The organism is Nostoc sp., assembly GCF_036917755.1.
Taxonomy (GTDB): Bacteria; Cyanobacteriota; Cyanobacteriia; order Cyanobacteriales; family Nostocaceae; genus Nostoc.
The window spans coordinates 23,453-47,727 of the sequence record NZ_JBALFC010000156.1; the positions used below are offsets into that span (position 1 = coordinate 23,453).

A 24,275-nucleotide genomic window follows, 5' to 3' on the forward strand; every position below is an offset into this window, starting at 1 on the left:
AAAAGTAAGTTAATAGTAGGATATGTTTGATAGCCACGCATAACGCAATACAGTTCAGTTAAGAAATTTTTTCCTTCTCTTTTTCTCTCTCTGTGTCCTCTGCGGTTCGTAAAAAAATGACTTTGACAAAGAGTGCTAGCCTTAACTAAACCGTATTAATGCATAACGCACGATATTTCAAGCGTTATGAAAGGCATCTCCAATAGACATCTCCAGAAATTAAATATGCGTTACCCAGAACCCTTGTAGAGACGTAGCAGTGCTACGTCTCTACATTCATTTTCGGAGATGTCTAATATAGGAAATGCCTTTCCATAATCTAAAATTGCTACGCCCCTTCCCGCAATTTATCCAACACACTCCGATCTTCCAATGTCGAAGTATCCCCAGATACTTCTTCTCCAGCAGCTAGATTCCGCAGCAATCGGCGCATAATCTTACCCGATCGCGTTTTCGGCAAAGCATCTGTAAAGCGAATTTCTGCCGGACGTGCGATCGCACCAATTTCTTTGACAACGTGCTGTTTGAGTTCTTTAATCAGTTCTTCACTTCCCTGATAAGTGCCTTCTAAAGTCACAAAAGCAACTACTTCTTCACCCTTAAGTTCATCCGGCTTACCCACTACCGCCGCTTCTGCAACTGCTGGGTGAGAAACTAAGGCTGATTCTACTTCCATTGTACCGAGTCGGTGTCCTGATACATTCAATACGTCATCTACACGACCCATTACCCAGAAGTAACCATCTTCATCAAGTCTAGCGCCATCACCAGCAAAGTAAGTATAATTACCATCTTTGGGGGGAATGTGTTCCCAATAGGTGCGGCGGAAGCGTTCTGGATCGCCGTAGACTGTCCGCATCATTCCTGGCCAAGGATGTCGCACCGCCAGATAACCGCCTTCATTATTGGGTACGGTGTTTCCTTCTAAATCCACCACATCTGCGATAATTCCTGGGAAGGGAAGAGTTGCCGAACCTGGTTTGGTGGGAATTGCCCCTGGTAGCGGTGTAATCATGATACCGCCAGTTTCCGTTTGCCACCAGGTATCAACAATTGGACAGCGATCGCCACCAATTACTTTCTGATACCACATCCAAGCTTCGGGGTTAATCGGTTCGCCGACGGTTCCCAGCAAACGCAATGAAGATAGGTTTCGCGCATTCGGATGTTGTTCACCCATCTTAATAAATGCGCGAATTGCCGTAGGTGCAGTATAAAAAATATTAACGCCGTGTTTTTCAATTACATCCCATGTACAACCAGGATTAGAAGCACGGGGCGCACCTTCATACATCAACGTTGTTGCACCGTTGGATAGGGGGCCGTAGACAATGTAGCTGTGTCCTGTAATCCAACCTACATCGGCAGTACACCAATATACATCTGTGTCTTGCAGGTCGAATATCCACTTGGTGGTTATATGGGAATACAAATTATAACCAGCAGTTGTATGCACTATACCCTTCGGTTTGCCCGTGCTGCCAGAAGTGTAGAGGACAAATAGCATATCTTCACTGTCCATCGGTTCGGCGGGACAATCGGCTGATACACCTTTTTGTAAATCATGCCACCAATGATCGCGTCCCCCCAACTGCATATCAGTTTCTTGTCCGGTGCGCTTGACAACTAGGACATTTTCGACACTGGGAACAGCACCATCAGCTAAGGCTTTATCTACCTGTTCCTTGAGAGGAACGATCGCATCTTTGCGCCAACCACCATCAGCCGTGATTAACAGTTTAGCTGTGACATCAATTAAGCGATCGCGCAAAGCTTCGGCACTAAAACCGCCAAATACTACAGTGTGGGGTGCGCCGATTCTGGCACAGGCTAACATAGCGATCGCCGCTTCGGGAATCATCGGCAGATAGATTCCAACGCGATCGCCTTTTTGTACACCTAGTTGCTTCAATACATTGGCGAACTGGCAAACTTCCCGGTGCAGTTGGGCATAGGTAAGGGTACGCGAATCACCTGGTTCTCCTTCCCAAATCAATGCTGCTTTATTTTTACGCCAAGTAGTGAGATGTCTGTCAAGGCAGTTGTAAGAAATATTAATCTTACCACCAACAAACCACTTAGCAAAAGGCGGTTGCCAATCTAATACTGTATCCCATTTTTGGAACCATTCTAATTCGGTTCCAGCCAAATCTGCCCAAAATTGCTGTGGATCGGCTTTAGCTTTAGCGTAGAGACGCTGATACTCATCCAGGCTTTTGATATGGGCTTTCTGCGAGAATTCCGAGGCAGGATGAAATAAGCGGTTCTCTTGCAGGATTGATTCTATAGTTGGTTGAGACATAGTTGGTTATGAGTGCGATCGCTATTGTTACTAAAAACTATTCTTAGCCCAGTTATGCTATACAGTGTTTAGATTTTCCTGAAGCTGGGTAGAAATTGCCGAGTTATTTAGTTTACATTTATTTTCATCTACCAAAAGCAAGCGATCAAGAAATGTAAAGAGGTTTTGTAACCTATCTATCGGGAATGTTGCAATATGTAAGTACTCTTCACAAACAAAGCCTGAAACTATGACACTCACGGTCGAAGCTAGCAGCCTATCTCTCAACGATGTTCATCGCTTTCTCAAACTGGAAGAGCTTTCAACTGGTTCATTCACAGACTTCTTAAATTTAGAACCGTTGACAGAGTTTGAACAGCAGGATTTATTGCGAATTAGAAATGACTTCCATCGTTATCTCAGGCTTGGTAAAATTTCTGAAGGTTTAGTTAAATTTTTAACGATCGCACCATTAATGCGGTTAGCTGGGTTTTACGATGTGCCGATTCGGTTGACAATGGAAGATAGCATTGCGATCGCAGTCGAAGATGAAGACAGAAGAATTACCGGACGGATGGATATTTTAGCAATCAACAGTCCTCAAACTAATATTGCACCGCCTTTTTGGGTTGTAGTGATTGAAACGAAAAACAGTGCGGTCGAAGTGGGTGAGGGTTTGCCTCAATTACTCACTTATGCTTTTAAAAGTTTAGAACAGCAACCATCAGTTTGGGGACTGGTAACTAACGGACTGCGTTATCAATTTGTTTGTTTAAGACATCAACAGCAGCCAACTTATCAGTTAATGCCATTATTAAGTCTGAATGAATCCCCAGGTGCAATCGAGTTATTACAAGTTTGCAAAGCTATCTGCAAGTTACCGAATTTTCAGTAAAATGAATGTAAATCGCGGAGCGATCGCTGATGTCTGAACCTGCTACCATAGAATTTGTCTCTGATGATACTTCAGAGGACGAAGTGATTTTTCCTCCTGGCGATATATTTAGTGACGAACCACCCTTGGAAAGTGACCTGCATCGTGACCAAATCGATCTGCTGATTCGCATACTTAAATTATGGTGGCGACAGAGGCAAGATTTCTATGCTTCTGGCAATTTGACGATTTACTACAGTCCTAACCAAAAGAAATCAGAAGATTTCCGCGGGCCAGACTTTTTTGTAGTTTTGGGAACCCAGAAAAAAGACCGTAAGAGTTGGGTAGTTTGGCAAGAAGACGGCAAGTATCCAAATTTAATTATCGAGATTTTGTGGAATTCAACGGCAGCAGTTGATAAAGGCTTAAAAAAACAAGTTTATCAGGATACTTTCCGTACACCAGATTATTTCTGGTTTCATCCTGTAACAGTGGAACTTCAGGGATTTCATTTAGTAGATGGTAAGTATCAAGAAATTCAACCTACCACTGATGGACGTTTGTGGAGTCAGCAGCTAGAACTTTATTTGGGAGTTTATGAAAATAAATTAAGATTCTTCACTACTGAAAATCAATTAATACTATCATCTGAAGAACTGGCCCAACAAGCAGACGAACGCGCCCAACAAGCAGAAGAACGCGCCCAACAAGCAGAACAAGAAATTGCTCGACTGCGGGAGGTCTTACGTATACAGGGCATCGACCTAGAGAATATTTAATGACATCAGGAAATTAAGTAAAGACATTTTCAAGTTAAAATTTAGTTATAAATGTGTGAAAAAAGCGTTATCTTCTGAAAGTAGGGCATCGTTTGCAAGCTAAAGAGATTAAGGAGAAGCTAAAGTCCCTTATCGAGCAAGCCTCCTCGATAGATCATAATTTAGCGAGAAGATTAGATGAAATTAATCGTTGGGTAAAGAATATTAAGCCAGGTTCCCTGACTGCAAAACCTTTTGTCATTGCCTTTCTGCTAGAGGTGATTACGGATTCTACAATTTGGCTGATAATCAAATCCTTACCTTCAGAAGAAGAACAAAAAGCAAAGTTCGAGCAAATGACGCCCATTGAGAGATATTGGTATGCTTATCTCTTTCCCAGATGGTTCAATGCAAGTGACTCCAAGTTTTATATTTGGAAACAAAAATTAATGGCAGGCGAATTTAATCAGCTTGATGATGATATCATTAAATTAATCGCTCAAGATATTGTCAGTCGAGAAGGTAGTTTTTGGCAGCGTTATATTGCCGACCTTTCTATGGCAACAGATTTAATTGTTAGTCGGAACAATCAACCACTGTGCATTCAAATCACCAGTGTCTCTGAAGAACTTAATCAACAAAAGTACCAAGCTTGGCAAAATACACTGCGATCGTGGGAAATCGAGAGAGGACTATTCTTAAGTTACAATCCCAAGGACGCTAATTTTGTCAATCAGTTAGTCAACGTGGCACTGTATAACAGTGATTACCTTTGTGGTGGCAAATATTTAAAATTTTCGTGAATTTTCTGGAATTGGATATTCCAGATTTGGATTATAGCCTAGATCCTTACCTGCTAATTACAGCTTTTATGGTTAATCAAAGAGAAATTCACAGCTGCAACAATCAAGTAGATACATTTGCGGAAGCTTTAGAAACAGCCCGACAAATGCAGCAAAGCTGGCTAACTTACGGGGTTGATTTTGTCAATTTTTACGTTGAAGATGTCGATGGAGACTGGCTGGAAACGTGGGGACATGACGAAATATTAGGTAATTATCGATTAGATGCTATTAAAGAATTTTTGGTAAGTAATGATAGTGTAGCTGTGAAGGTAAGACAGCATTTAGGAGAGCGATCGCTGTTTGATTTCGCAGTAAACTTAGAAGAACATTGGAGAATTTCTGAAACCAATGACAGGTTATCTTCTGTGAGAAACTTGTTAGCTAGTGAAGGAAATAGTGTTGATACAGATGACATCAGGTTATTTGATTTAGCAAATACTCTGCTGGTAAAGTTGGCAGATATTTTGTGAAATTTTTAGTTGACTGTATTAGGTCTAAGAGCAGATGGCAGTTAATAATGGATTGATTCTTACCCTTTCTATTCTGATTACAACCCTGCTAGCTATTGACTATGGTTTTGGCGTTAAAGCTCGACGTTTACCCTTTACGGCAGAAATTGGGTTTAGTGAGAAGCAATGGCAATTTCTGCGATGGTGGGTCAAGTTAGCCTTGGTTGCTGGAGTTTTGTTACCTATATGCTTGTTAGTTCCGGCTTGGAGGCAACCATCTTCATGGGTATTCTGGGGGAGTTACCTATTGATAGTAGCCGTGCAACTCCTGAGCGAAGGTGTCTTTAGTCGCTGGCTGGTGCCAAGTATTGTTGTACCCATTGGTTTTTTCTACACAGCTTTTCGGTTGTGGCAACTGCTGGATGGATTCACGCAATTAACATTTTCCTATTTGACATTGGTGGGTTTTGGCGTTGTTGTGTTGTTTTGGGTTGCTAACTTAGTAATGTTGATGGTGATGGCCATTCCAACGGTCTTTGTTGGTTCCGAGTCAATTTCACAATCTTGATTTCGGTGTCGGCTCAATACCTAGATGATATTTTATTCACTCACCACTGTAGCTGTACCCTTTGGTGCTGTGTCAACAATTGCCTAAATTTTAGGAATCAGCACGCTCATATCTGCTAATCGATTCGACGGTGCTTGCAACACTAAAACAGCTAAATCTAGAACTGCCAAATTTTGTTGAAATGGCAGATTCCGATCCACTGTAATAAACACATCCGCACTATCTCTGGTAAAGATGAGAGATTATAGGAATTTGAATTATTGATATTACCTGTCGTGATTAAAAGTAGTTTATAAGGTTGCTGAACTGTTAAAAAAGAGTTGACAAAATCCACATCTTTAGTAATTAAAATTCGATTCTGTTGAATTGATACGGCATTTATCTCATTATCTGGCGTAGCATTTTCTCCTGGTAAGTCTCTGGTGTGGAGCGTGTCATAACCTAAAGTTTTGAGAAAACGGGCAAGACGAACTGGTAACTGAGCATCGACAAGAAATTTCATCAGGCAATTCGATCAATGCTTTTGACTTGGCTCAGTCGAGCAGCAAATAACAAAACAGCCAAAATATCTTCAGATTCTAAATCGTCATAATCTTTCAATATTTCTTCAGTACTCATACCAGAACTGAGCAGTTCCAAAATAAACTCAACTGGATAACGAAGTCCTCGAATACAGGGTTTACCGTGGCAGATATTTGGATTATGAGTAATGCTTTGTAGAAGTGTGTTATCCATAAACTCTTACCATATTTTTGTTCTCATATTCTAATTATAGATGCGAACTGACAGCAGTCCATTACGATCGCATTAAGTAAGATGTTCAAATTTTCACTATATACAATAATACTACAAATATCCTACGGATACTGAGATCGCATACATTCAACCCCATTCAAAATGCACCACAACCACGTTAAGCTGGATTAGAGTAGCAATTTATTGCGCTTTTTAATATGAAAATCATAGTACCGTATTTCTAGGCTAATAACCCTATCTTTTAATGGAGAATTTAGTTTTTGGTCTTCCTCTAGACTAAAAATCAATAGTTTATAAACAAAGCCTACTTACGCAGGCTTTGTTTGCTTTTTCTCTGGCATAACCTGGAAAATATTAAGTATAAAACCGCTATAGGTGTAGAGTGTGTTACCGCATTAGCGTAACGCATTATTTCAGGTTTTCTGTGCCTGACGAAAGCCATCATATATCATACACCTTTTCACCGCCTAAAGAGCAGTTTGACATCAAAAATTACTTTATAACTTTAGCAAAAAAAGTTAAATAAGCTTCCATCTTTGGGAACAATAAACCTATCGAATCTCAGGCAAGTAGGTCAAAAGCATTGATTGATGAAACTGCGGAACTTTTGTACCCCTCTGTGGAGAAATTGGTTAATGAGATTGTGGCGATTAACCACGCTTGGAAAGTAGCTTGTGAATTATTTGGACATGATTCACCCCTATCTACTTCTTCGCAGGATTTAAAAACCTGTTTGCAAGTACGTTTGTTGCGAAGCTATGCACCAGAACAGGTTTATCTAATTGAAGACAAAAAGGCAGAGGGTGAGCGACTTTATAGCTTATGCCTCCGGGAACCTATAGGAACCCGCCTATATGCAGAACATCTGCCAATACGGATAGCTCAAAAAGTTCTTACGGATAAAGAATTAGTCCAATTCAAAAATGTTTAATCAACATAAATCAGAGAAGGTAATCTATGGAAATAGCAAAAGTTTGGAAAATTATTTGGCATAACGAACCTTTTCATTGGACAATTGCTTTTGTGTTAATAATTGCAATTATTATCGAACTTTGTACATTATGGCAGTATTGGCGCTCAGAGTGTGGCACAACTGAAACCCCGATTAAATTTTTGAGTAATTTGAAAAATGGTAAAAATGGTAAAAATGTCAAGCTTTTAGAAAAGGATAGTCGTTGGTTAAAAGACCATCTAGGAACTGATGACTCTAGTAGATTCAGACAACAAGATGGCAAGTTCGTACTGATAAAGTATCCATCTGTGTTAGCCCAAGCAATACCTCGTAGTTCCCTACGCTTCGTGACAACCTTGTGTACTGCAATTGGTCTTTTAGGAACCTTTTATGGTATACAACTGGGACTCCAAGGAATCAATTTATCTACAGACGATCCCAAACAACTAATGACTGCCAGTAAAGAGCTACTGGGGGGAATGAAAACAGCTTTCTCTACTTCCATGATGGGGCTTGGTTCTGGTAGCTTATTTCTTCTAGTTTTGTTTGGGTGTGATTCAGTACGGCAGGAACGACGTGATAGTTTGCGTCAAAAATTGAAGGCGATCGCAACCTTAAAAACAACAGACAATAACAATAGTGATCTAGTTGAGGCATTTATCCGTGTAGGAGATAAATTCTCAGGCTTAAATCAACCGAGTGCTGAAGCCATTGGTCAATCTGTAGGTAGAAGTATTGCAGAACAGTTTGCAGGTTTAAATCAGTTGTCAGCCCAAGCTATAGGTCAAGCTATAGGTCAGCAGATTAAGCCAGCCTTGGGAGAAATGTTCAAAGAACAGAAAAAACTCCGAGAAATTCAAGAAAACCAGGGACAGAGAGTTTTAGAAGAACTCATCAAAGATTTACGAATTCAGGTACTCGAACCCATTGCAGATCGACTAGATAAAAGTGCAGAGTTAACCCAGCAAGCTTCCAGCGCGGTGTTGACCCTGCATAAGGAACTCGGTGGTATCTCTCAAAATTTGGCAAGTTCCATCTTGACAATTCAGAACTTTCAAAAAGAGACTTTGGTAGAACTCCAGGGATTTGCTAACAATTTGGGAAACACTCTAAATCAATTTCAAACAGATACAAAAGGTGTTTTACAACAAACAGCCGACGAAATTAATCGAGCTGTAGATCAGAGTATCCAGGGAATGACAGCCCAGCGAAGCGCTTTTGAAGCCAGTGCAGTGCAAGCTGCTGCTACCTTCCGAGGAATTCGAGAGGAACTTCAGACAGCGCTACAAGAACGCGCAGCAGTAGAAAAGCAAATGCTTCAAGGATTTGCTAACAATATGGGACAAACTTTGAGTCAATTCCAAACTGAAACTACCGGAATTCTACAACAAACATCTCACGAAATTAATCGAGCTGTAGATCAGAGTATCCAGGGAATGACAGCCCAGCGAAGCGCTTTTGAAGCCAGTGCAGTGCAAGCTGCTGCTACTTTCCGAGGAATTCGAGAGGAACTTCAGACAGCGCTACAAGAACGCGCAACAGTAGAAAAGCAAATGCTTCAAGCTACTCAGACTGGAATTATCCAAATTCTTACCCAAGCAAATAGAACCTTTCATGAGCAAACTAATACTCTACAAACAGTGGGTAATCAAGCCTCTGGATTGATGAATGATGCGAAGGATAATCTTCTGGCTACTTTAGGAAATATCGACGCAACACTGACAGCCACCCGCCAAACAGTAGAGGAAGATTTGACAACATTCCGGCAAGAATATCAAGCGAATTTACAGATGTTTTTTCAAGAACAAAACAACTTACTTGAGGGGACACTAGGCAGACAACAGGAAGGATTATCTGGGGTTGTGAACAATCTTGATCAAGTCTTCAGAGAGGAATTTCAAAGACGTAGTGAATTGACTCGAGAAATAGACGAAAGTATGATTAACATTCAGAGGTCTGTCGAACAAATTAACAGATTAGTTAGTGCAGCTGGATTAAATGATGCACAACGACTAATGCAACTAGAAAATCTTGCTCGTGGTATTGGTCAGCAAGTGCAAATAGTAGACAATTCATACAGGGATTTGAATCAAAAATTTGACCATAGCCTTCAGTCTTGGCAGAGTCATCTTGAAGTTTCTATGCAAAGGAGTGTTGATTCACAGGTAAACTTTTTCCAACAAGCAGATACTTCTATGGCTAGAGTTTGCGGAGATTTACTAGAGACAGCAAAAGTCCTGGCTGCTGCAAATGATAACCGCCAATTTCGTAATGCAGGAAGCAATCATGGATGATTTTATCAGAAGTGAAGTTGATGCAGAAATTATAGAGGATGATGACTCTAGTATCTATTTGTCTATTGCCGATCTGATGTCTAGTTTACTAATGTTTTTTGCTTTGCTGTTTATCACTGCACTACTCCAGCTTGCAGAAAAGGATGTACCAAAACGGGTAGTAATTGGTAATGTTGTGGGACAGATGAAAAGCAACAATATCAATGTCAAAGTCAACCCCGATAATGGGGATGTCAGTATCCAAGAATCAATTCTTTTTGCCAAGGGAAGTACAGAACTTAAAGCAGAAGGTAAAGCCTTTCTACGCCGCTTTATTCCTGTTTACAGTGGTGTTATTTTCTCCAAACCAGAATTTGCTCAGGAAATTAGCCGGGTAGTTATAGAAGGTCATACTAGCTCAGATGGAGACGACAAAACCAATCTACAACTAAGTTTGTTGCGAGCATCATCAGTTTACACATACATTTTTTATGATATGAGTTTCTCTACCAAAGCACCTTTAAGTCAGAAAATATTAGCTGCTGGTCGTGGAGAAATTGAATCTGACAAGAAACGTGATAATCCAGGCGATCGCAAGGTAGTTTTCCGCTTTCAGTTTCGCAGTGATGAGTTAAAGAAAGATATCCTGAAAACCTCTCTTTAAAGGAGAAACACCTTGAATTCTCAGTTTTCCATTCCTTCCCTACCTGAAACTCCTCAGTGTAGCCCTAATCAACTTATTCAGCTTGCAAGTAAGTTACCAGATGCAACAATATCAATACCAAATGTTGATAAAATATTGGAAGCTATTGAACAGGTTAAAGCTGATCAAGTAAGTCAGTTGGACTGGATTTACTGCATCCATGCTAAAGCACAGTGGGATCAGCAAAATCTTGACCGATGCAGGAAAACATCAGCAGCTATTTGGAAGGTAGCAATTTCTAATTTATGGTTGCAACATCAGCTATTGTGGCGTTTAGCTCTTTATTATGGTGATCAGCAAGAACAGGCGTTAGCAGAGTCTCTAGCTGAATCTTTTGATGTCTTTGCTAATTCTGACTTAGTTAGTCACCTGCTATCAGTTAAAATTATTCGGGCGCTTTGCAGTAAACAAGCAGGTAGAGAATTAGCAAAAATTGCTTGTGAACAGCGTGTTAATCGAGCTGAATTACTAAACACAATCAGAGAAGATTTACCTGTTTGGATTCCATTATTCAGCAAATTCACAGAAGATATAACTCCCTATTTTACTACAATTCGCTCTACAAATCAGCAGCAGGTAAAATGGCTGTTAAGTTGTTTGGATGAAATGTCAGATAGCCAGCAAATAAAAGCTGTTAATCATTTGCTCACTAATGTTTCCAATGATATAGCAAACAATCATTCTTTACTGGTTGATTGGTTGCGAAATAACTATAGAAATGGTGACAATTGGTATAAACTCTCAGATCCAGCAAGGCAACGACTTCGAGAGTGGATTGGAGGTATCAATTATGGTGATTTCCAAAAGTTAGTAAATCTAATATTGAACAAGCTCGATTTACCAGACTTCGAGTCAAATCGGCTACGTAGTCGCAGAGACTTTTGGGCTAATTATAGTAACCGCTTTGAACGGCTTCGCATCTTGTTACCCAAGACATCACAAATTGCCATAGGGTATCAAATCCAAGATGATGTTGATCTGTTAGAGGATGATGGTAGCGACCCAACAGAGGTTTGTATATTCGATTTTGGTGAGTGGTTTGTAGTCGAATTCTTTCGTGGAAGAGGTGGTGAGACGCGCCTGTTTCCTAAAAATTCCACAAATGAGCAAATCCTTTTTGGTGAATCCACCCTTTCAGTCAAACGTATTCGCTGTCTAGGTGGTGATAAGCACGATCATGTTTATCTTTGGCAGGTGCAGGAATTTACCCCCACTTGGCTTAAAAATTATGGAATTCTGCCTAATCCAAATACCCAGCCTTCCAGAAACCCTACAGCAGATCAATTGCAACTGCGAAAAAACAGGCTTGAGCAGTGGAAAAGAGAAATTGAATATCTGGAACGGGAAGCTAGAGCCGCAGTAAATAAGAAGACAGCCAAAATATCTTTAAATTCTAAATCGTCATAATCTTTCAATATTTCCTCAGTAGTCATACCAGAACTGAGCAGTTCCAAAATAAACTCAACTGGATAACGAAGTCCTCGAATACAGGGTTTGCCGTGGCAGATATCTGGATTATGAGTAATGCGTTGTAGAAGTGTGTCATTCATAAAGAAATATTCATAAATTATGACGATATGTTTGTTCTCATATTCTAATTCTAGATGCGAAATGACGGCAGTCCATTACGATCGCATTCAGCTAAATATTAAAAAGTTTTATGTATCAAATAACACTTAAGATCCTCTAGTAGCACTGCGATCGCACACATTCAACCCCCTTCAAAATGCACCACAACCACGTTAAGCTGAATTAGAGTAGCAATTTATTGCGCTTCTTAACATGAAAATCTCTGTTCTTGTCAAATTTTAATTTTTTCTGCTTGAGAAACCCGGAATGCTAGACCAAATTTTTGATTACCTCAACTTTCATTTCAGCGTTGAAGCCCCGATAGTTCTGCTGATCCTGATATTTTTAGAGGCGGTGTTATCTGCCGATAATGCGATCGCCCTGGCTGCGATCGCTCAAGGGCTAGAAGACAAAGAACTTGAGCGTAAGGCCCTCAACTTTGGTTTAGTCGTTGCCTATGTGCTGCGAATCACCCTAATTCTTACCGCCACCTGGGTGCAACAATTTTGGCAATTTGAATTATTGGGCGCTGCTTACCTGCTGTGGTTGGTATTCCAACACTTTACCTCTCAAGAAAGTGAAGACGATGGCCATCACGAGCCGCGTTTTAGTTCGTTGTTGCAAGCGATACCCGTGATTGCATTTACAGATTTGGCATTTTCTTTGGATAGTGTGACAACTGCGATCGCAGTTTCTCAAGAAAAATGGTTGGTGCTGACGGGTGCAACAGTTGGTATTATTACGCTGCGATTCATGGCGGGATTGTTTATCCGTTGGCTAGACGAATTTGAAAACCTAGAAGATGCAGGCTATGTAACTGTAGCGTTAGTGGGCTTGCGATTGTTGTTGAAAGTGGTGAACGATGATTTAGTTCCACCAGAATGGATCATGATTCCTGCCATCTTCCTAATTTTAGGCTGGGGATTTTCCAAGCGTATTGGCACCCAATTACCCCAAGTAGAACCAGAAAAGAGCGAAGTCTCGAAGTGAGATGAGGGAGATGAGGGAGATGAGGGAGATGAGGGAGATGAGGGAGATGAGGGAGATGAGGGAGATGAGGGAGATGAAGGAGATGAGGGAGAATAATAATTGTTTATTTACTCCCTCCATTCCCCATTACCCCTTATCCCCAGAGGGGGCCCCACCTTCCCCACTCCCCACTCCCTAATGTTTTACTCGTGCAACCAAGGCGTTAAGTGTGGTTGCCAATTAACTAATTCTTCATCCTTAAACCATAGGGCTATTTCCACTTGCGCGGTTTCTTGAGCATCAGAACCGTGGATCAAGTTGCGACCAATATTCAGGCCAAAATCACCGCGAATCGTTCCCGGCTCTGCTGTTAAGGGGTTTGTCGCACCAATAATCTTTCTGGCAGATGCAATGACGCCATCACCTTCCCATACCATCGCCACCACTGGGCTAGAAGTGATAAATTCCACTAGACCACCAAAAAAGGGACGTTCTCGGTGAACACCATAGTGTTGTTCGGCCAATTCCCGACTGACTTTCAGGAACTTTAAACCAACTAGGGTAAAACCTTTAGTTTCAAAGCGACGGATAATTTCCCCCACCAATCCACGCTGTACTCCATCAGGCTTAATTGCTAAGAATGTGCGTTCCAAAGCGATCTCCAAAAACTTAATGAATTTTTTATTTAGTCAATTGTCCCCGAAGTTCTGAGCTAAGGAAGTCTTATCTCAGACTACTCTCTTTGTTATTTGTCATTTGTTCTTCGTCCTCTGTCAAGAGTCCAAGGGTTTTGTACTAATGACCAATGACTAATGACCAATGACCAATGACTAATGACCAATCAGAGTTTATCTCAGAAATTATCTTTAGGTGCATATACGTTCCCAGATGAATGCGCTAAATTGTTAATTTGTGGGTGAAAAACAGAGGTTAGGAAGTAAATGGGTGTTGAATCAACTGCTACATCTGACGAGGTGGTACTACCGTCCAATGGACAGAAATCTGAAGTGAAAAATCATAAGCACAAAAAACTGTTACCACCTAGTCCTACCACAGGAGATTTACCTCGCTCCTGGAAAATTGAGGATAGCGAAGCGTTATACCGGATTGAAGGTTGGGGACAACCTTATTTTTCCATTAGCGCTGCTGGTCACGTCACCGTTGCACCCAAGGGCGATCGCGGGGGTTCTCTAGACTTGTTTGAATTGGTCAACGCCATGAAACAGCGCAACTTGGGACTTCCCATGTTAATTCGCTTTTCCGATATTTTGGAAGATCGGATTGAGCGGTTGAATGCTTGTTTTAATAAAGCGATCGCCCGCTACAACTACCCTGGTATCTACCGTGGTGTGTTTCCCGTCAAGTGCAACCAAGAGCGGCATTTGATTGAGGATTTAGTGAAATTTGGCAAGCCCCATCAATTTGGTTTAGAAGCCGGTTCCAAGCCAGAATTAATGATTGCTCTGGCTGTCTTGGATACACCAGGAGCATTGTTAGTTTGCAACGGCTACAAAGACCGAGAATACATCGAAACGGCAATGTTAGCCCAAAGACTAGGGCAAACACCAATCATCGTCATAGAACAGATTGAAGAGGTTGATTTGGTGATTGATGCCAATCGCCAGTTAGGTATTAAGCCGATATTAGGTGTTCGTGCTAAACTCAGTACCCAAGGCATGGGACGTTGGGGAGCCTCTAGTGGCGATCGCGCTAAATTTGGTTTGACAATGCCTGAGATCATCGAGGCTGTTGACAAGTTACGGGAAGCTAACCTCCTCGATTCTTTGCAGTTGATGCACTTCCACATCGGCTCACAAATCTCTGCCATTAATGTAATTAAAGATGCCATTCAAGAAGCCAGCCGCATTTATGTAGAATTGTCGATGCTGGGGGCGGATATGAAATACCTTGATGTTGGTGGTGGCTTGGGCGTAGATTACGACGGCTCCCAAACCAACTTCTATGCATCGAAAAATTACAATATGCAGAACTATGCCAACGACATCGTGGCAGAGTTAAAAGATACCTGTGCTGAACGGCAAATTACCGTACCAACACTGATTAGTGAAAGTGGACGAGCGCTCGCTTCCCATCAATCGCTACTGATTTTTGATGTTCTCAGTACTAGCGATGTCCCCCTCGACGCGCCAGAACCTCCACAAGAGGGAGAATCCCCAATTATTAATTATCTTTGGGAAAGCTACCAATCCATCAACCAAGAGAATTACCAAGAGTTGTATCACGACGCTGCCCAATTCAAAGAAGAAGCCATCAGCCGCTTCAACTTAGGAATTTTACGCCTCAGAGAACGAGCCAAAGCCGAACGCCTCTACTGGGCTTGTTGTCAGAAAATTCTTAACATTACTAGACAGCAAGAATACGTACCCGATGAACTGGAAGACCTAGAGAAAATTATGGCTTCCATCTACTACGTGAATATGTCAGTGTTTCAATCAGCACCAGATTGCTGGGCGATCGATCAGCTATTCCCAATTATGCCGATACATCGCTTGGATGAAGAACCAACGCGCCGAGGAATTTTAGCAGACCTCACCTGCGACAGTGATGGTAAAATCGACCGCTTTATTGACCTACGCGATGTCAAGTCGGTTTTAGAGTTGCACACCTACAAGCCTGGAGAACCCTATTATTTGGGGATGTTCTTGAATGGAGCTTACCAAGAAATCATGGGCAATTTGCACAACCTATTTGGCGACACCAACGCCGTTCACATCCAATTGACACCCAAAGGCTACCAAATTGAACACGTTGTCAAAGGCGACACCATGAGCGAAGTTGTGAGCTACGTCCAGTATGACTCGGAAGACATGGTGGAAAACATTCGCCAGCGTTGCGAGAAAGCATTAGAAGAAAAGCGCATCACCTTAGCGGAATCTCAGCGACTGCTACAAACCTACGAGCAGAGTCTCAGAAGATACACGTATCTAAATAGTTAGAATTGGGCATTGGGGATTGGGCATGGGGCATTGGGCATTGGGCATTGGGCAATTCAATTTTGGATTTTGGTGAAGCAGCGCGGGAACAGGGGGTTTCCACGCCACTTGACGCCAGTCGCTACAAGTCGGCAGAGCCGCCCAACGCGCTGGCTCCTTTATGCCGGGGAACCCGTCCACCGCAGTGGCTCCCCTTGGGAGAAGGGATTGACGATTTTGGATTAAATTTCAATTCTTTAATCCAAAATCTAAAATCTAAAATTCTCACTCTCCCTTGTCTCTCTTGTCTCTCTATTCCCCATGCCCCATGCCCCATGCCCCATTCCCTAATTTACATTTGTCCCCAACAATTCCTCTATCGCTTGTCGCTCAACAGGGGTATGTGATGGTACTGTCTGACGAGCGTCGGTAATCAGCCAGTCTAAAGCAGCCGCTTGAACATCGATCGCAGCCCCAGTTTTATCCACGCAATAACGTCCAAACACCAGCTTATCGACTAACCGGACTCCTGGACCCAGGCGTGACCATTCAAAAATCACGCTGTTTTCGACTGTTGCGCCACTACATATCCAACAATTGGGGCCAATCATCGCTGGCCCGACAATTTTAGCTCCGTCTTCGATTCTCGTCATACCACCAATGTAAACTGGGCCTGTGATATCCACTTTGTCCCAATTTACGGCGACATTTAAGCCAGTGTAGATGCCAGGGGCGACTTCATGACCGGGGATTTGCACATTTTTGATTTCACCCAGCAGTACACCGCGAATCGCCCGCCAATAGTCTGGGACTTTACCAATATCTACCCATTCAAAGTCCATAGGGATGGCGTAGAAAGGGGCTTTGATTTCTACCAATTTGGGAAATAATTGGCTACCAATGTCATATTCTATACCAGAGGGAATATAGTTAAAAACCTCTGGCTCAAAGATGTAAATACCTGTGTTGATGTTGGTGCTGAGGGCTTCTTCAATTGAAGGTTTTTCTTGGAAAGCTTTGATGCGACCGTCTTCGTCAGTCACAACTACACCGTAGCTAGAAACTTCTTCCTTGGGGACAGATTTCGTAATAATAGTAGCGATCGCTCCTTTAGCTCTATGCCATTTAACCGCCGCAGTTAAATCCAAGTCAATCAAAGCATCACCGCATAAAACCACAAAAGTATCATCAAAAAACGGTGAGAAGTCTTGGATGCGGCGCATTCCTCCAGCTGAACCGATAGCTTCCCCTTCTAGTTTACCGTCGTCATCAATTTTCCCTTCAAAGGAATAGGCAATCTGCACGCCAAACCGTTGACCATCACGAAAATAGTTTTCTATTTCCTCAGCCAAATGACTAACGTTGACCATAATTTGGTCAAATCCATGTTTGCGTAACAGTTCCAGCAAGAACTCCATCACTGGCTTTTGCAGGATGGGAATCATCGGTTTGGGAATTGTATAGGTAATCGGGCGCACGCGAGTACCTTTACCAGCCGCGAGAATCATCGCTTTCATAAAAATTTATTCCTCAACCACAAGCCAGTTTACTTTTATCAAGTGATAAGCTAATCATCAGTTTTTATTTCTGCTCTAAGTTATCTCTCAAAACAGGGATAACAGTAATTTAGTGGTTATTGCAACCATAACTATACTTAGATGATAAGCGATCGCTTATCATTTCAATTTACTCGGATTTTGGGGCTGAATCAAAAATCTGTAAATTATCTGTAGGGCTAGCTACTTTTGGCTTCCTTAGTTCATCGGGTGTTCAAGAGGTTCACAGGTATTCGCTGAATCTCTAAGTAAGCGAATTTTAATCTCATGGTAAAACTCCTCTTGAAATAGCTCTACTTTCGATTGAGCCGAGAGTAGTAGTAGCGCCCAGAAAACGCTAACTAGATTACTGTATTTAGACTCATGTCCAGACGCATTTTGATTGGGAAGCTTTGTCTGAGTCCACAATTCTACAAGTTGTTCTAAATTCAGCCAATTTTTTTCTAAACTTAACTCTGTTGCTGACAAATTCAACACCTGCTCTAGTTCCCTGGCGACTTCAGTCAGATTTTCCTGGTGAGCTAACTCCAGCGCCTCCCGCATACTTTGGACGCTAGGCTGACGTCTGGGACGGATAGGTTTGCTGACTTTTTCTACCAGTTTCAGTTGGTTCGCCATAATCTGCAATTGCTCGATTAACTCTTGCAGAGTCACCCGGCGCTTTGGTGGCGGCATTGCCGATGGACGACGACGCAATTGCCGTTCTAATGGTAGACGATGACCCTGATGTGATACACCGTCTTCTCCCAATAACAGAGCATCATCTACTACACCATCTTCTGCATCTCCTACTGTTGACAATTGCATCAAGGTATTAGCTTTGAATAATACCAGCATTGATGCTGACAAAAATGCCTGTCCAGATTGAGACAAGTCCGCTTCATAGCCTCTTCCTATTGCCTCCGGTGCCATCAGTTCTAAGTAACGGTCAATCACCTCAATCACTTGGACATCCCAAGGATCAATTTCCCCCTGCTGGGCTTGATAAATCAAGAGTGTGATTGTTTCTAATAGCTCGGAAGCTTCCATCAACGGGTTTTAAGTTAATTAATCAGAATCAGAAGACCGTAAATTCAACACTAAACTCATTGACTATTGGCAAAGCGTGTACTTTATACATTTGCTTGATCAGGAATCGCCTGCTAGCAGTATCCTCTGAAATTTGTAATCAATCACCATTGTGAATTGTCAGATCAGATTGTGCAACTTTTGACTTGGGGATTGGGGATTGGGGATTGGGCATGGGGCATTGGGCATGGGGCATTGGGCATTAAGGAAGAAACTTGTTCAATAATTCTTCCTTGTCCCCCTCATCTCCCTCATCCCCCTCATCTCCCCCTGCTCCTTAATCGGGGGGCGGGTCATGGGCAACAGTGACAGTTGATACAAAGTCACTCGGCTTGCCGCTCTTGATCGCATCGAAAGTGCCTTTAATAGTACCAGCAATGGGAACAGCAACAAGCGTCCCCAACAACCCAGCAATCTCAAATCCCATCAAAATAGCCACAAAAATCCAGATCGGATTCAGTCCGATAAAGTTGCCGAGTAACCTGGGCGCTAACAGGTTATCTTTAAGCTGCTGCATGAGAATTGCCGCGATCGCAACTTGAACTGCCAACCACCAATTTTGCAGAAGTACTAAAATCGTCACCAGACCAATACCTAGAGACGCGCCGATAAAGGGAATGAGTTCTGAAATACCAATTAACATGGCAAACAACAGGGCAAAGGGCACCTTGATCACTAAGAAAATTGGCGTCAGGGTTAGCACCATGAACAGTCCTAGCAACAACTGGCTGAGGAAGAAGTTTTGGAAATTTAGGCGCAAGGATCTGCCGAGAGGATCTCCAATATTAGAGGGCAAAAGATTGATTAGACCATACCAGACGCGATCGCCATATAAAAGCATATAAAATGCAAGCACGATAACTAACACTACGTCAAGTAATCCTGACAGCAGTGTTCCAGCAAATCCCACTGCACCAGAAGCTAGCTGTTGCACCACATTCTGAATGTTGGCATTGATTTGACTGCTCACAACACTCAGATCAATTCGCAAATGTCGTTTCTCTGCCAGCATCTCAAATTGCTTTAGATTTGCTTGACTGGTGGTTAACCAATCAGGGATCTTATTTAAGAGTTGGATTGTTTGGTCAATGATCAACGGCACTAGGGTAATGCCCAGAATCCCAAAGAGGGTTAACGTTGCAAGTAAAACTATGATCACCGCCTGAGTGTGGGTGATCCGAGCACGTTCAAAGAACTTAACCGCGTAATTTAGCAGAAAAGCCAGAATCGCCGCAATGCTCAAGATGGTAATGGGATGCTGGAAATAGCGAAAAAGCACAGACAGCAGCCAGACATTGAGAGCGATAATGGGACCGCTCAGACCATAAATTAACAGGCGTTGAAGGGAGGCCGAACGGCGCATCTTATGCAACCTATTTTAGATATACCTTGAGAGAATTTTAAAAATTCTTGATGGCGTTGATCATCATCATAGATATTTTTAACAAAGACAAGTATAAGCGTATCTGATAATAAGGAACAAAATCACAATGGACAAAACTGTAGCTGACCTTCGCAAAGACTATACCTTGGAAGGTTTGAGCGAACTCGAAGTTGACCTCAATCCTTTTATCCAATTTAAAAAATGGTTCGATCAGGCTCTAGCAGCGCAACTTCCTGAACCCAATGCCATGACCATTGCTACTGCTACACCAGACGGTAAGCCCTTAGCCAGAATGGTGTTACTCAAGGATTTTGATCAACGGGGCTTTGCCTTTTTCACCAACTACAACAGTCACAAAGGACAAGAACTTGCAGAAAATCCCCAGGCGGCTTTAGTCTTCTGGTGGGCAGAACTGGAGCGTCAAGTCCGAATTAGTGGGTATGTGGAGAAAGTTTCCGAAACTGAGTCTGACGAGTATTTTCACACTCGCCCTGCCAACAGTCGCCTGGGTGCGTGGGTATCTAATCAAAGCGAGGTGATAGAAAGCCGAGAAGTTTTGGAGCGACGCTTGCAGGAGTTTCACAGTAAATATGAAAATGAGGAGATTCCTCGACCGCCTCATTGGGGAGGCTTACGAGTGATCCCCACAAAAATTGAGTTTTGGCAAGGACGCTCTAGCCGTCTGCACGATCGCTTGCTCTATAGCCGTTTAGATAATGGCACTTGGAAAATTGAGCGGTTGTCACCTTGAAGGGATGAGGGGGATGAGGGGGATGAGGGAGATGAGGAAGAATTTACTTCCCCTGCTCCCTCATCTCCCCCTGCCCCTCTGCCTCTTACCACTGAGCGATCGCATCTTGAATTGCTGCCCGTGCTTCTGATAGAGATTGGGTACGGGCATCACCTTCATTCAGGCTATTAGCGTTAATAAATTGAATATCTGTAAGCCCAATAAACCCGAAAATCGCCCGCAGGTATGGTTCTTGAAAGTTATAGGCAGCAGCAGGGGATGTTGCACTATAGTCACCGCCGCTAGCTGTAATGATAACTGCCTTTTTACCCTCGACTAACCCTCTAAAACCTTGAGCTTCTATTGCAACAGTCCGGTTAATACGAACGATTTGGTCGATGTAAGCCTTGAAAGTGGAAGGTATATTAAAGTTATACATTGGCACTCCAAAGACGTAGCGATCGGCAGCTAAAAATTCATCTACCAACTCCTCAGAAATCCTGATTGCCTCAGTTAATTCTGGAGTATGGGTTTCTGGTGGTGAAAATGCAGCTGCAATCCAAGCTTCATCAACGTGAGGAGCTGGGTGATGCCCTAAATCTCGATAGGCGATCGCATCTTCAGGGTGCGCTGCTTTCCAACTACTGACGAATTCCTTAGATAGTTCTCTTGAGTGCGATCGTTCAGCACGGGGGCTGGAATCAATATGTAGAATGTTTACCACCAAATATCTCCTGATTAGCTAAGTATTTTTAGGGTCGTTGTTCAAAAATATTGTAACTGTGGGCTTCAAGATAGTTCCATCCATGCCGAAAGTTCTTCCATGTCAAACAGAGGAAGTTTTTGAATCCCAGCTTTTTCAAGACTGTTGTCTTGTTTACTTCCACGCCAGATGACGCAAATTACGAAGTCCGCGATCGCTCCCGCATTCCGCAGCGCTTCTGTACTTTTTACAACCTAACCACCTGTTGTAATAACGTCTTCAATGACAGACAATTTTTTTTCTGCAATATTAACCCCTTCTGCTATTTTTTCAGTTCTATACTCTTTTTTTTGTCTTCAAAACAAACAATAGTTACGAATAAATCGTGGTAAATTTATTGATAATCACTGTCATTAATTTAGAAGCATCTACCAATCGCCAGCTATGACAATTACCCTAACGCCGTAACAGGAAAGAGAGCTTTGGGCAGAAGCTAGACAAAATAGCCAGCAAAACTTGTCAGAGCCATTTGAATCCTATTGTCAAGTACCCAAGCAACTGGGCAAAGGATATACGCTTGGCGATAATTAGTTCTGTATTGGGGTAGACGCGACTCATCTAATTCCTCTAATCTCAATTTTGAGTTTATTCAGAAATTCTCTCAACAAAGAGGGTTTTAGTTACTGGAGTGTGGGGAATTATTGTGAGGATTCAAGAGTTGTCGTCTAATATTTGGCTGTGTTTGGTGATTTCTGGCTTCAAAATTAAATGGAATGCACATCCACGACGAGTCAACTTTGACATCCATAAAGTCTCAGGGATTATAGTAGCTGTTTTTTTGGGATTAATTAGCTTCACCGGCTTCTGTTGGAATTTTTATGATTTCACACAATCTATAATTTATGCACTCACCTCTACTCCCAATCCATCTAACCTTGTTTCCCAAAACATTACTGGTAAATCGCCACTTAATGTAACACAACTGCTGCAAAAAGCAGATGCGGCATTACCAGATGAAGTTACAACTTACGTTTTGCTAGCAATAAAACCGGAAGATGCGATCGCAGTGGGCAAAAAACTACTCCAGGAAAGCTGGAAGTTTGGCTACAGCCAGATTTATCTAGATCACTATACAGGTGAGATTTTGCAACTGAAGAATGGGTTAAAAGCATCTCTAGGTGAGAAAATTTGGGATTCCTTTGGAGCGCGATACTGTTGGCGAATATCTGAGGGGTTAAACCCCCCAGCCCTAAAACCTCGGCTTTGCGTTGCTTTCCCGCCCTGCAATAAATTGCGGGCTAATAGCTAAAGTACGTTGAAACGCACTGAAATTAAAGAAATTAAGATGGATTGGGGCTGATGGGTTAGACCCCCTATCAATTCGCCAACAGTATTCTTTTAGGAGAGAGGAATGGAAGTGAGGTCAAAGTCTATCGCAATCAAACGAGAAGCGCTATAGTCTACTGTTGCTGAATCGCGGCTACTTTAGCAGGAAACTGAATTCTGGGATCTGGCATGAAATTGTATCTCAAGTACAATCCTCCCCAGACAAACAGGATAATTAACAACCCACCAATACCAAGTGGACTAGGAAGCCAGAAAACAGCTTCTATGTGGTTTAGCTCACCAGGCTGGAGTTTCCACACTAGTTGATTGCCATTTTTTTCTGGCTGTATTCCAGTTTCAGTTTGTTGAATGTTTTTGGCTCCCCAAGGAGTTTTCAAGCTAAATTCCAAGTCGAGAATTGAACCAGCATTAGCTAGGACGTTACCTTTGCTAGCAATTAAAGAGAGCGATCGCAAATCCAAATCATAAATCAACCGATTTCGGACTAAAAGTAAAAAATTGTTCTGCTCCAAGAGGACGTTTGATTCAATTTTCGGCAGTTCTGAATCAGATTCGCTCTGCACAGTCTCAGAGGATTGATTCGCACGGGAGTTAAAAAATCCGTTGAACTTTTCTTGCAATTCCCTACCACTGCTAAAAGGAATTGTGACGATGATTTCTTCTTGGGAAACTCGTTGCGCTTTACCCTCAATTTGACGGGCACGGCGTTCTATGGTATTCAACCATTCGTACACATAATCGCCACTAAAACTGGTTAGCCGTTCTCCCAACTTAATATGCTGTACTAGTTCACCACTATTTGAATTATTAAAATTAATCCCCACATCGTACTTCACACAGCCAGACAGTAGCAGGGATGTTAACAGCACTACCCACAGAATCGGATTTCGGATGGGAAAGAGGCGGTTCATTCGATTTCGACTAATCAGTGGCGAGAGAAATTTCCTTTTTGGCAACACAAAACTAAATGGTCTGATTAACCACAAGAAAATCTTTCCGAAAATTGAAGAAGTTAAAACCATAAGTCTCCCCAAAAGTCAAACTTTCTAACCAATCTTGACTTATTAGTATTGTTTTAGATTCCTAGAACACCGTTTTGGTAAAGAATTTTAATCTAAAATCCGTCTTAAAAAGTTTGCTCAACGGGGGGAACCCCCGCACGCAACTTTTCGCAAAATCCAAAATTGATATCAGCCAGGGTTTCCTGAAAAACTCAACCAAAGCAAGTACGAGATGGTTAAACCAATGGCAATTAACGCCACCCAGATAAAGCGATTATCTCTGGTATTGACCTGACTGAGGTCAACAAATTCTGGCTCGGTAGGTTTAGGCTTCTTCTGGACAGAAGATTTTGTAGACTTAGCAGCGACAGAAATTTTGAGTTCATTATCGGGTAGTGCGCCCAAATCGGGAATTTGGGTCATCCATTCGCTGGGTCTTTTCAACTTTGGTGCTTTTAAGATGGGTTGAGTCGATGGCGGGTATTATCCCGCGCACCTCTCAGTTAGATCCGTGCGTACCCGTTTCCGTGTACACGGCTCCCGATGTTCTTAGCTT

The 24,275-nt window shown here is 42.3% G+C and carries 23 protein-coding genes and 2 pseudogenes; 13 read left to right on the forward strand and 12 right to left on the reverse strand.

The features are described 5' to 3' along the window. Window positions 1-328 precede the first annotated feature (328 nt). Window positions 329-2,302 carry an acetate--CoA ligase gene (gene acs / locus V7L05_RS33005; protein WP_335170497.1) on the reverse strand — a complete coding sequence of 658 codons (1,974 nt, stop codon included), beginning with the start codon at window positions 2,300-2,302 and terminating at the stop codon, window positions 329-331. A 229-nt stretch (window positions 2,303-2,531) separates the two neighbouring features. On the opposite strand from acs, the gene V7L05_RS33010 reads away from it, so the two are divergent. The 5 genes from V7L05_RS33010 (at window position 2,532) to V7L05_RS33030 (ending at window position 5,775) form a co-directional block, all read left to right on the forward strand. After that, a complete protein-coding gene (locus tag V7L05_RS33010; protein ID WP_335170498.1) occupies window positions 2,532-3,176 on the forward strand; it encodes a restriction endonuclease subunit R in 645 nt (214 codons plus the stop codon). A 29-nt stretch (window positions 3,177-3,205) separates the two neighbouring features. Beyond that, window positions 3,206-3,934: a Uma2 family endonuclease gene (locus V7L05_RS33015; protein WP_335170499.1), complete on the forward strand. Its 729-nt coding sequence runs from the start codon at window positions 3,206-3,208 to the stop codon at window positions 3,932-3,934. Window positions 3,935-4,026: 92 nt separating this feature from the next. Continuing rightward, window positions 4,027-4,716, forward strand: a complete 690-nt coding sequence (locus V7L05_RS33020; protein WP_335170500.1) for a hypothetical protein — start codon at window positions 4,027-4,029, stop codon at window positions 4,714-4,716. A 68-nt stretch (window positions 4,717-4,784) separates the two neighbouring features. After that, window positions 4,785-5,228: a hypothetical protein gene (locus V7L05_RS33025; RefSeq protein WP_335170517.1), complete on the forward strand. Its 444-nt coding sequence runs from the start codon at window positions 4,785-4,787 to the stop codon at window positions 5,226-5,228. Between the two features lie 34 nt (window positions 5,229-5,262). Beyond that, a complete protein-coding gene (locus tag V7L05_RS33030; protein WP_335170501.1) occupies window positions 5,263-5,775 on the forward strand; it encodes a hypothetical protein in 513 nt (170 codons plus the stop codon). Window positions 5,776-5,932: 157 nt separating this feature from the next. Here the strand turns inward: V7L05_RS33030 and V7L05_RS33035 are convergent, their stop codons facing one another. Beyond that, window positions 5,933-6,277, reverse strand: a complete 345-nt coding sequence (locus V7L05_RS33035; RefSeq protein WP_335170502.1) for a DUF5615 family PIN-like protein — start codon at window positions 6,275-6,277, stop codon at window positions 5,933-5,935. Next, window positions 6,277-6,510, reverse strand: coding sequence for a DUF433 domain-containing protein (locus V7L05_RS33040; RefSeq protein ID WP_335170503.1), 234 nt, complete (start codon window positions 6,508-6,510; stop codon window positions 6,277-6,279). The genes V7L05_RS33035 and V7L05_RS33040 overlap by 1 nt, the downstream gene beginning before the upstream one ends. A gap of 640 nt (window positions 6,511-7,150) precedes the next feature. Here V7L05_RS33040 and V7L05_RS33045 point away from each other — a divergent pair. The 4 genes from V7L05_RS33045 to V7L05_RS33060 are packed head-to-tail and all read left to right on the forward strand — an operon-like array spanning window position 7,151 to window position 11,866. Next, complete coding sequence (locus tag V7L05_RS33045; RefSeq protein WP_335170518.1) at window positions 7,151-7,462, forward strand: hypothetical protein; 312 nt, start codon at window positions 7,151-7,153, stop codon at window positions 7,460-7,462. 26 nt (window positions 7,463-7,488) lie between these two features. Continuing rightward, window positions 7,489-9,777: a hypothetical protein gene (locus tag V7L05_RS33050; protein WP_335170504.1), complete on the forward strand. Its 2,289-nt coding sequence runs from the start codon at window positions 7,489-7,491 to the stop codon at window positions 9,775-9,777. Further along, window positions 9,755-10,420: an OmpA/MotB family protein gene (locus V7L05_RS33055; RefSeq protein WP_335170505.1), complete on the forward strand. Its 666-nt coding sequence runs from the start codon at window positions 9,755-9,757 to the stop codon at window positions 10,418-10,420. Before V7L05_RS33050 ends, V7L05_RS33055 begins: the two co-directional genes overlap by 23 nt. Before the next feature lie 12 nt (window positions 10,421-10,432). Continuing rightward, complete coding sequence (locus V7L05_RS33060; RefSeq protein WP_442936966.1) at window positions 10,433-11,866, forward strand: EH signature domain-containing protein; 1,434 nt, start codon at window positions 10,433-10,435, stop codon at window positions 11,864-11,866. 14 nt (window positions 11,867-11,880) lie between these two features. On the opposite strand, the pseudogene V7L05_RS34940 reads toward V7L05_RS33060, so the two are convergent. After that, a pseudogene (locus V7L05_RS34940) lies at window positions 11,881-12,009 on the reverse strand (DUF433 domain-containing protein); the annotation flags it as partial. A gap of 286 nt (window positions 12,010-12,295) precedes the next feature. Here V7L05_RS34940 and V7L05_RS33070 point away from each other — a divergent pair. Next, on the forward strand, window positions 12,296-13,018 hold the full coding sequence (locus V7L05_RS33070) for a TerC family protein (protein WP_334944517.1): 723 nt from the start codon (window positions 12,296-12,298) through the stop codon (window positions 13,016-13,018). Between the two features lie 182 nt (window positions 13,019-13,200). On the opposite strand, the gene ndk is transcribed toward V7L05_RS33070, so the two are convergent. Then, a complete protein-coding gene (gene ndk, locus V7L05_RS33075) occupies window positions 13,201-13,650 on the reverse strand; it encodes a nucleoside-diphosphate kinase (protein WP_335170507.1) in 450 nt (149 codons plus the stop codon). Between the two features lie 288 nt (window positions 13,651-13,938). Here ndk and speA point away from each other — a divergent pair, with 288 nt between their 5' ends. Continuing rightward, window positions 13,939-15,954 carry a biosynthetic arginine decarboxylase gene (gene speA, locus V7L05_RS33080; RefSeq protein ID WP_335170508.1) on the forward strand — a complete coding sequence of 672 codons (2,016 nt, stop codon included), beginning with the start codon at window positions 13,939-13,941 and terminating at the stop codon, window positions 15,952-15,954. Here the strand turns inward: speA and V7L05_RS33085 are convergent. The 4 genes from V7L05_RS33085 to V7L05_RS33100 all read right to left on the reverse strand — a co-directional run bounded on the left by V7L05_RS33085 (window position 15,943) and on the right by V7L05_RS33100 (window position 19,917). Next, on the reverse strand, window positions 15,943-16,131 hold the full coding sequence (locus V7L05_RS33085) for a hypothetical protein (RefSeq protein WP_335170509.1): 189 nt from the start codon (window positions 16,129-16,131) through the stop codon (window positions 15,943-15,945). The two genes, speA and V7L05_RS33085, sit on opposite strands and share 12 nt — an antisense overlap. 146 nt (window positions 16,132-16,277) lie before the next feature. Beyond that, window positions 16,278-17,447, reverse strand: coding sequence for an NDP-sugar synthase (locus V7L05_RS33090; protein ID WP_335170510.1), 1,170 nt, complete (start codon window positions 17,445-17,447; stop codon window positions 16,278-16,280). Window positions 17,448-17,684: 237 nt separating this feature from the next. Then, window positions 17,685-18,515: a ScpA family protein gene (locus tag V7L05_RS33095; protein WP_335170511.1), complete on the reverse strand. Its 831-nt coding sequence runs from the start codon at window positions 18,513-18,515 to the stop codon at window positions 17,685-17,687. A gap of 316 nt (window positions 18,516-18,831) precedes the next feature. Beyond that, on the reverse strand, window positions 18,832-19,917 hold the full coding sequence (locus V7L05_RS33100; protein WP_335170512.1) for an AI-2E family transporter: 1,086 nt from the start codon (window positions 19,915-19,917) through the stop codon (window positions 18,832-18,834). A gap of 127 nt (window positions 19,918-20,044) precedes the next feature. Here V7L05_RS33100 and pdxH point away from each other — a divergent pair, with 127 nt between their 5' ends. Continuing rightward, window positions 20,045-20,689: a pyridoxamine 5'-phosphate oxidase gene (gene pdxH / locus V7L05_RS33105; protein WP_335170513.1), complete on the forward strand. Its 645-nt coding sequence runs from the start codon at window positions 20,045-20,047 to the stop codon at window positions 20,687-20,689. 85 nt (window positions 20,690-20,774) lie between these two features. On the opposite strand, the gene V7L05_RS33110 is transcribed toward pdxH, so the two are convergent. Next, window positions 20,775-21,392 carry an FMN-dependent NADH-azoreductase gene (locus V7L05_RS33110; RefSeq protein WP_335170514.1) on the reverse strand — a complete coding sequence of 206 codons (618 nt, stop codon included), beginning with the start codon at window positions 21,390-21,392 and terminating at the stop codon, window positions 20,775-20,777. 667 nt (window positions 21,393-22,059) lie between these two features. On the opposite strand from V7L05_RS33110, the gene V7L05_RS33115 reads away from it, so the two are divergent. After that, window positions 22,060-22,680 carry a PepSY-associated TM helix domain-containing protein gene (locus tag V7L05_RS33115; RefSeq protein ID WP_335170515.1) on the forward strand — a complete coding sequence of 207 codons (621 nt, stop codon included), beginning with the start codon at window positions 22,060-22,062 and terminating at the stop codon, window positions 22,678-22,680. Between the two features lie 151 nt (window positions 22,681-22,831). Here the strand turns inward: V7L05_RS33115 and V7L05_RS33120 are convergent, their stop codons facing one another. Together V7L05_RS33120 and V7L05_RS33125 are read right to left on the reverse strand one after the other, a co-directional pair. Then, a complete protein-coding gene (locus tag V7L05_RS33120) occupies window positions 22,832-23,740 on the reverse strand; it encodes a DUF3153 domain-containing protein (protein ID WP_442937069.1) in 909 nt (302 codons plus the stop codon). A 168-nt stretch (window positions 23,741-23,908) separates the two neighbouring features. Then, a pseudogene (locus V7L05_RS33125) lies at window positions 23,909-24,181 on the reverse strand (hypothetical protein); the annotation flags it as partial. Between the last annotated feature and the right edge of the window lie 94 nt (window positions 24,182-24,275).

Bases quoted from the DNA above. Each gene is read 5' to 3' on its own strand.
- acs (WP_335170497.1), bottom strand. From the start codon at position 2,302: ATGTCTCAACCAACTATAGAATCAATCCTGCAAGAGAACCGCTTATTT.
- V7L05_RS33010 (WP_335170498.1), top strand. From the start codon at position 2,532: ATGACACTCACGGTCGAAGCTAGCAGCCTATCTCTCAACGATGTTCAT.
- V7L05_RS33015 (WP_335170499.1), top strand. From the start codon at position 3,206: ATGTCTGAACCTGCTACCATAGAATTTGTCTCTGATGATACTTCAGAG.
- V7L05_RS33025 (WP_335170517.1), top strand. From the start codon at position 4,785: ATGGTTAATCAAAGAGAAATTCACAGCTGCAACAATCAAGTAGATACA.
- V7L05_RS33030 (WP_335170501.1), top strand. From the start codon at position 5,263: ATGGCAGTTAATAATGGATTGATTCTTACCCTTTCTATTCTGATTACA.
- V7L05_RS33035 (WP_335170502.1), bottom strand. From the start codon at position 6,277: ATGAAATTTCTTGTCGATGCTCAGTTACCAGTTCGTCTTGCCCGTTTT.
- V7L05_RS33040 (WP_335170503.1), bottom strand. From the start codon at position 6,510: ATGGATAACACACTTCTACAAAGCATTACTCATAATCCAAATATCTGC.
- V7L05_RS33050 (WP_335170504.1), top strand. From the start codon at position 7,489: ATGGAAATAGCAAAAGTTTGGAAAATTATTTGGCATAACGAACCTTTT.
- V7L05_RS33055 (WP_335170505.1), top strand. From the start codon at position 9,755: ATGCAGGAAGCAATCATGGATGATTTTATCAGAAGTGAAGTTGATGCA.
- V7L05_RS33070 (WP_334944517.1), top strand. From the start codon at position 12,296: ATGCTAGACCAAATTTTTGATTACCTCAACTTTCATTTCAGCGTTGAA.
- speA (WP_335170508.1), top strand. From the start codon at position 13,939: ATGGGTGTTGAATCAACTGCTACATCTGACGAGGTGGTACTACCGTCC.
- V7L05_RS33090 (WP_335170510.1), bottom strand. From the start codon at position 17,447: ATGAAAGCGATGATTCTCGCGGCTGGTAAAGGTACTCGCGTGCGCCCG.
- V7L05_RS33095 (WP_335170511.1), bottom strand. From the start codon at position 18,515: ATGGAAGCTTCCGAGCTATTAGAAACAATCACACTCTTGATTTATCAA.
- V7L05_RS33100 (WP_335170512.1), bottom strand. From the start codon at position 19,917: ATGCGCCGTTCGGCCTCCCTTCAACGCCTGTTAATTTATGGTCTGAGC.
- pdxH (WP_335170513.1), top strand. From the start codon at position 20,045: ATGGACAAAACTGTAGCTGACCTTCGCAAAGACTATACCTTGGAAGGT.
- V7L05_RS33120 (WP_442937069.1), bottom strand. From the start codon at position 23,740: ATGGTTTTAACTTCTTCAATTTTCGGAAAGATTTTCTTGTGGTTAATC.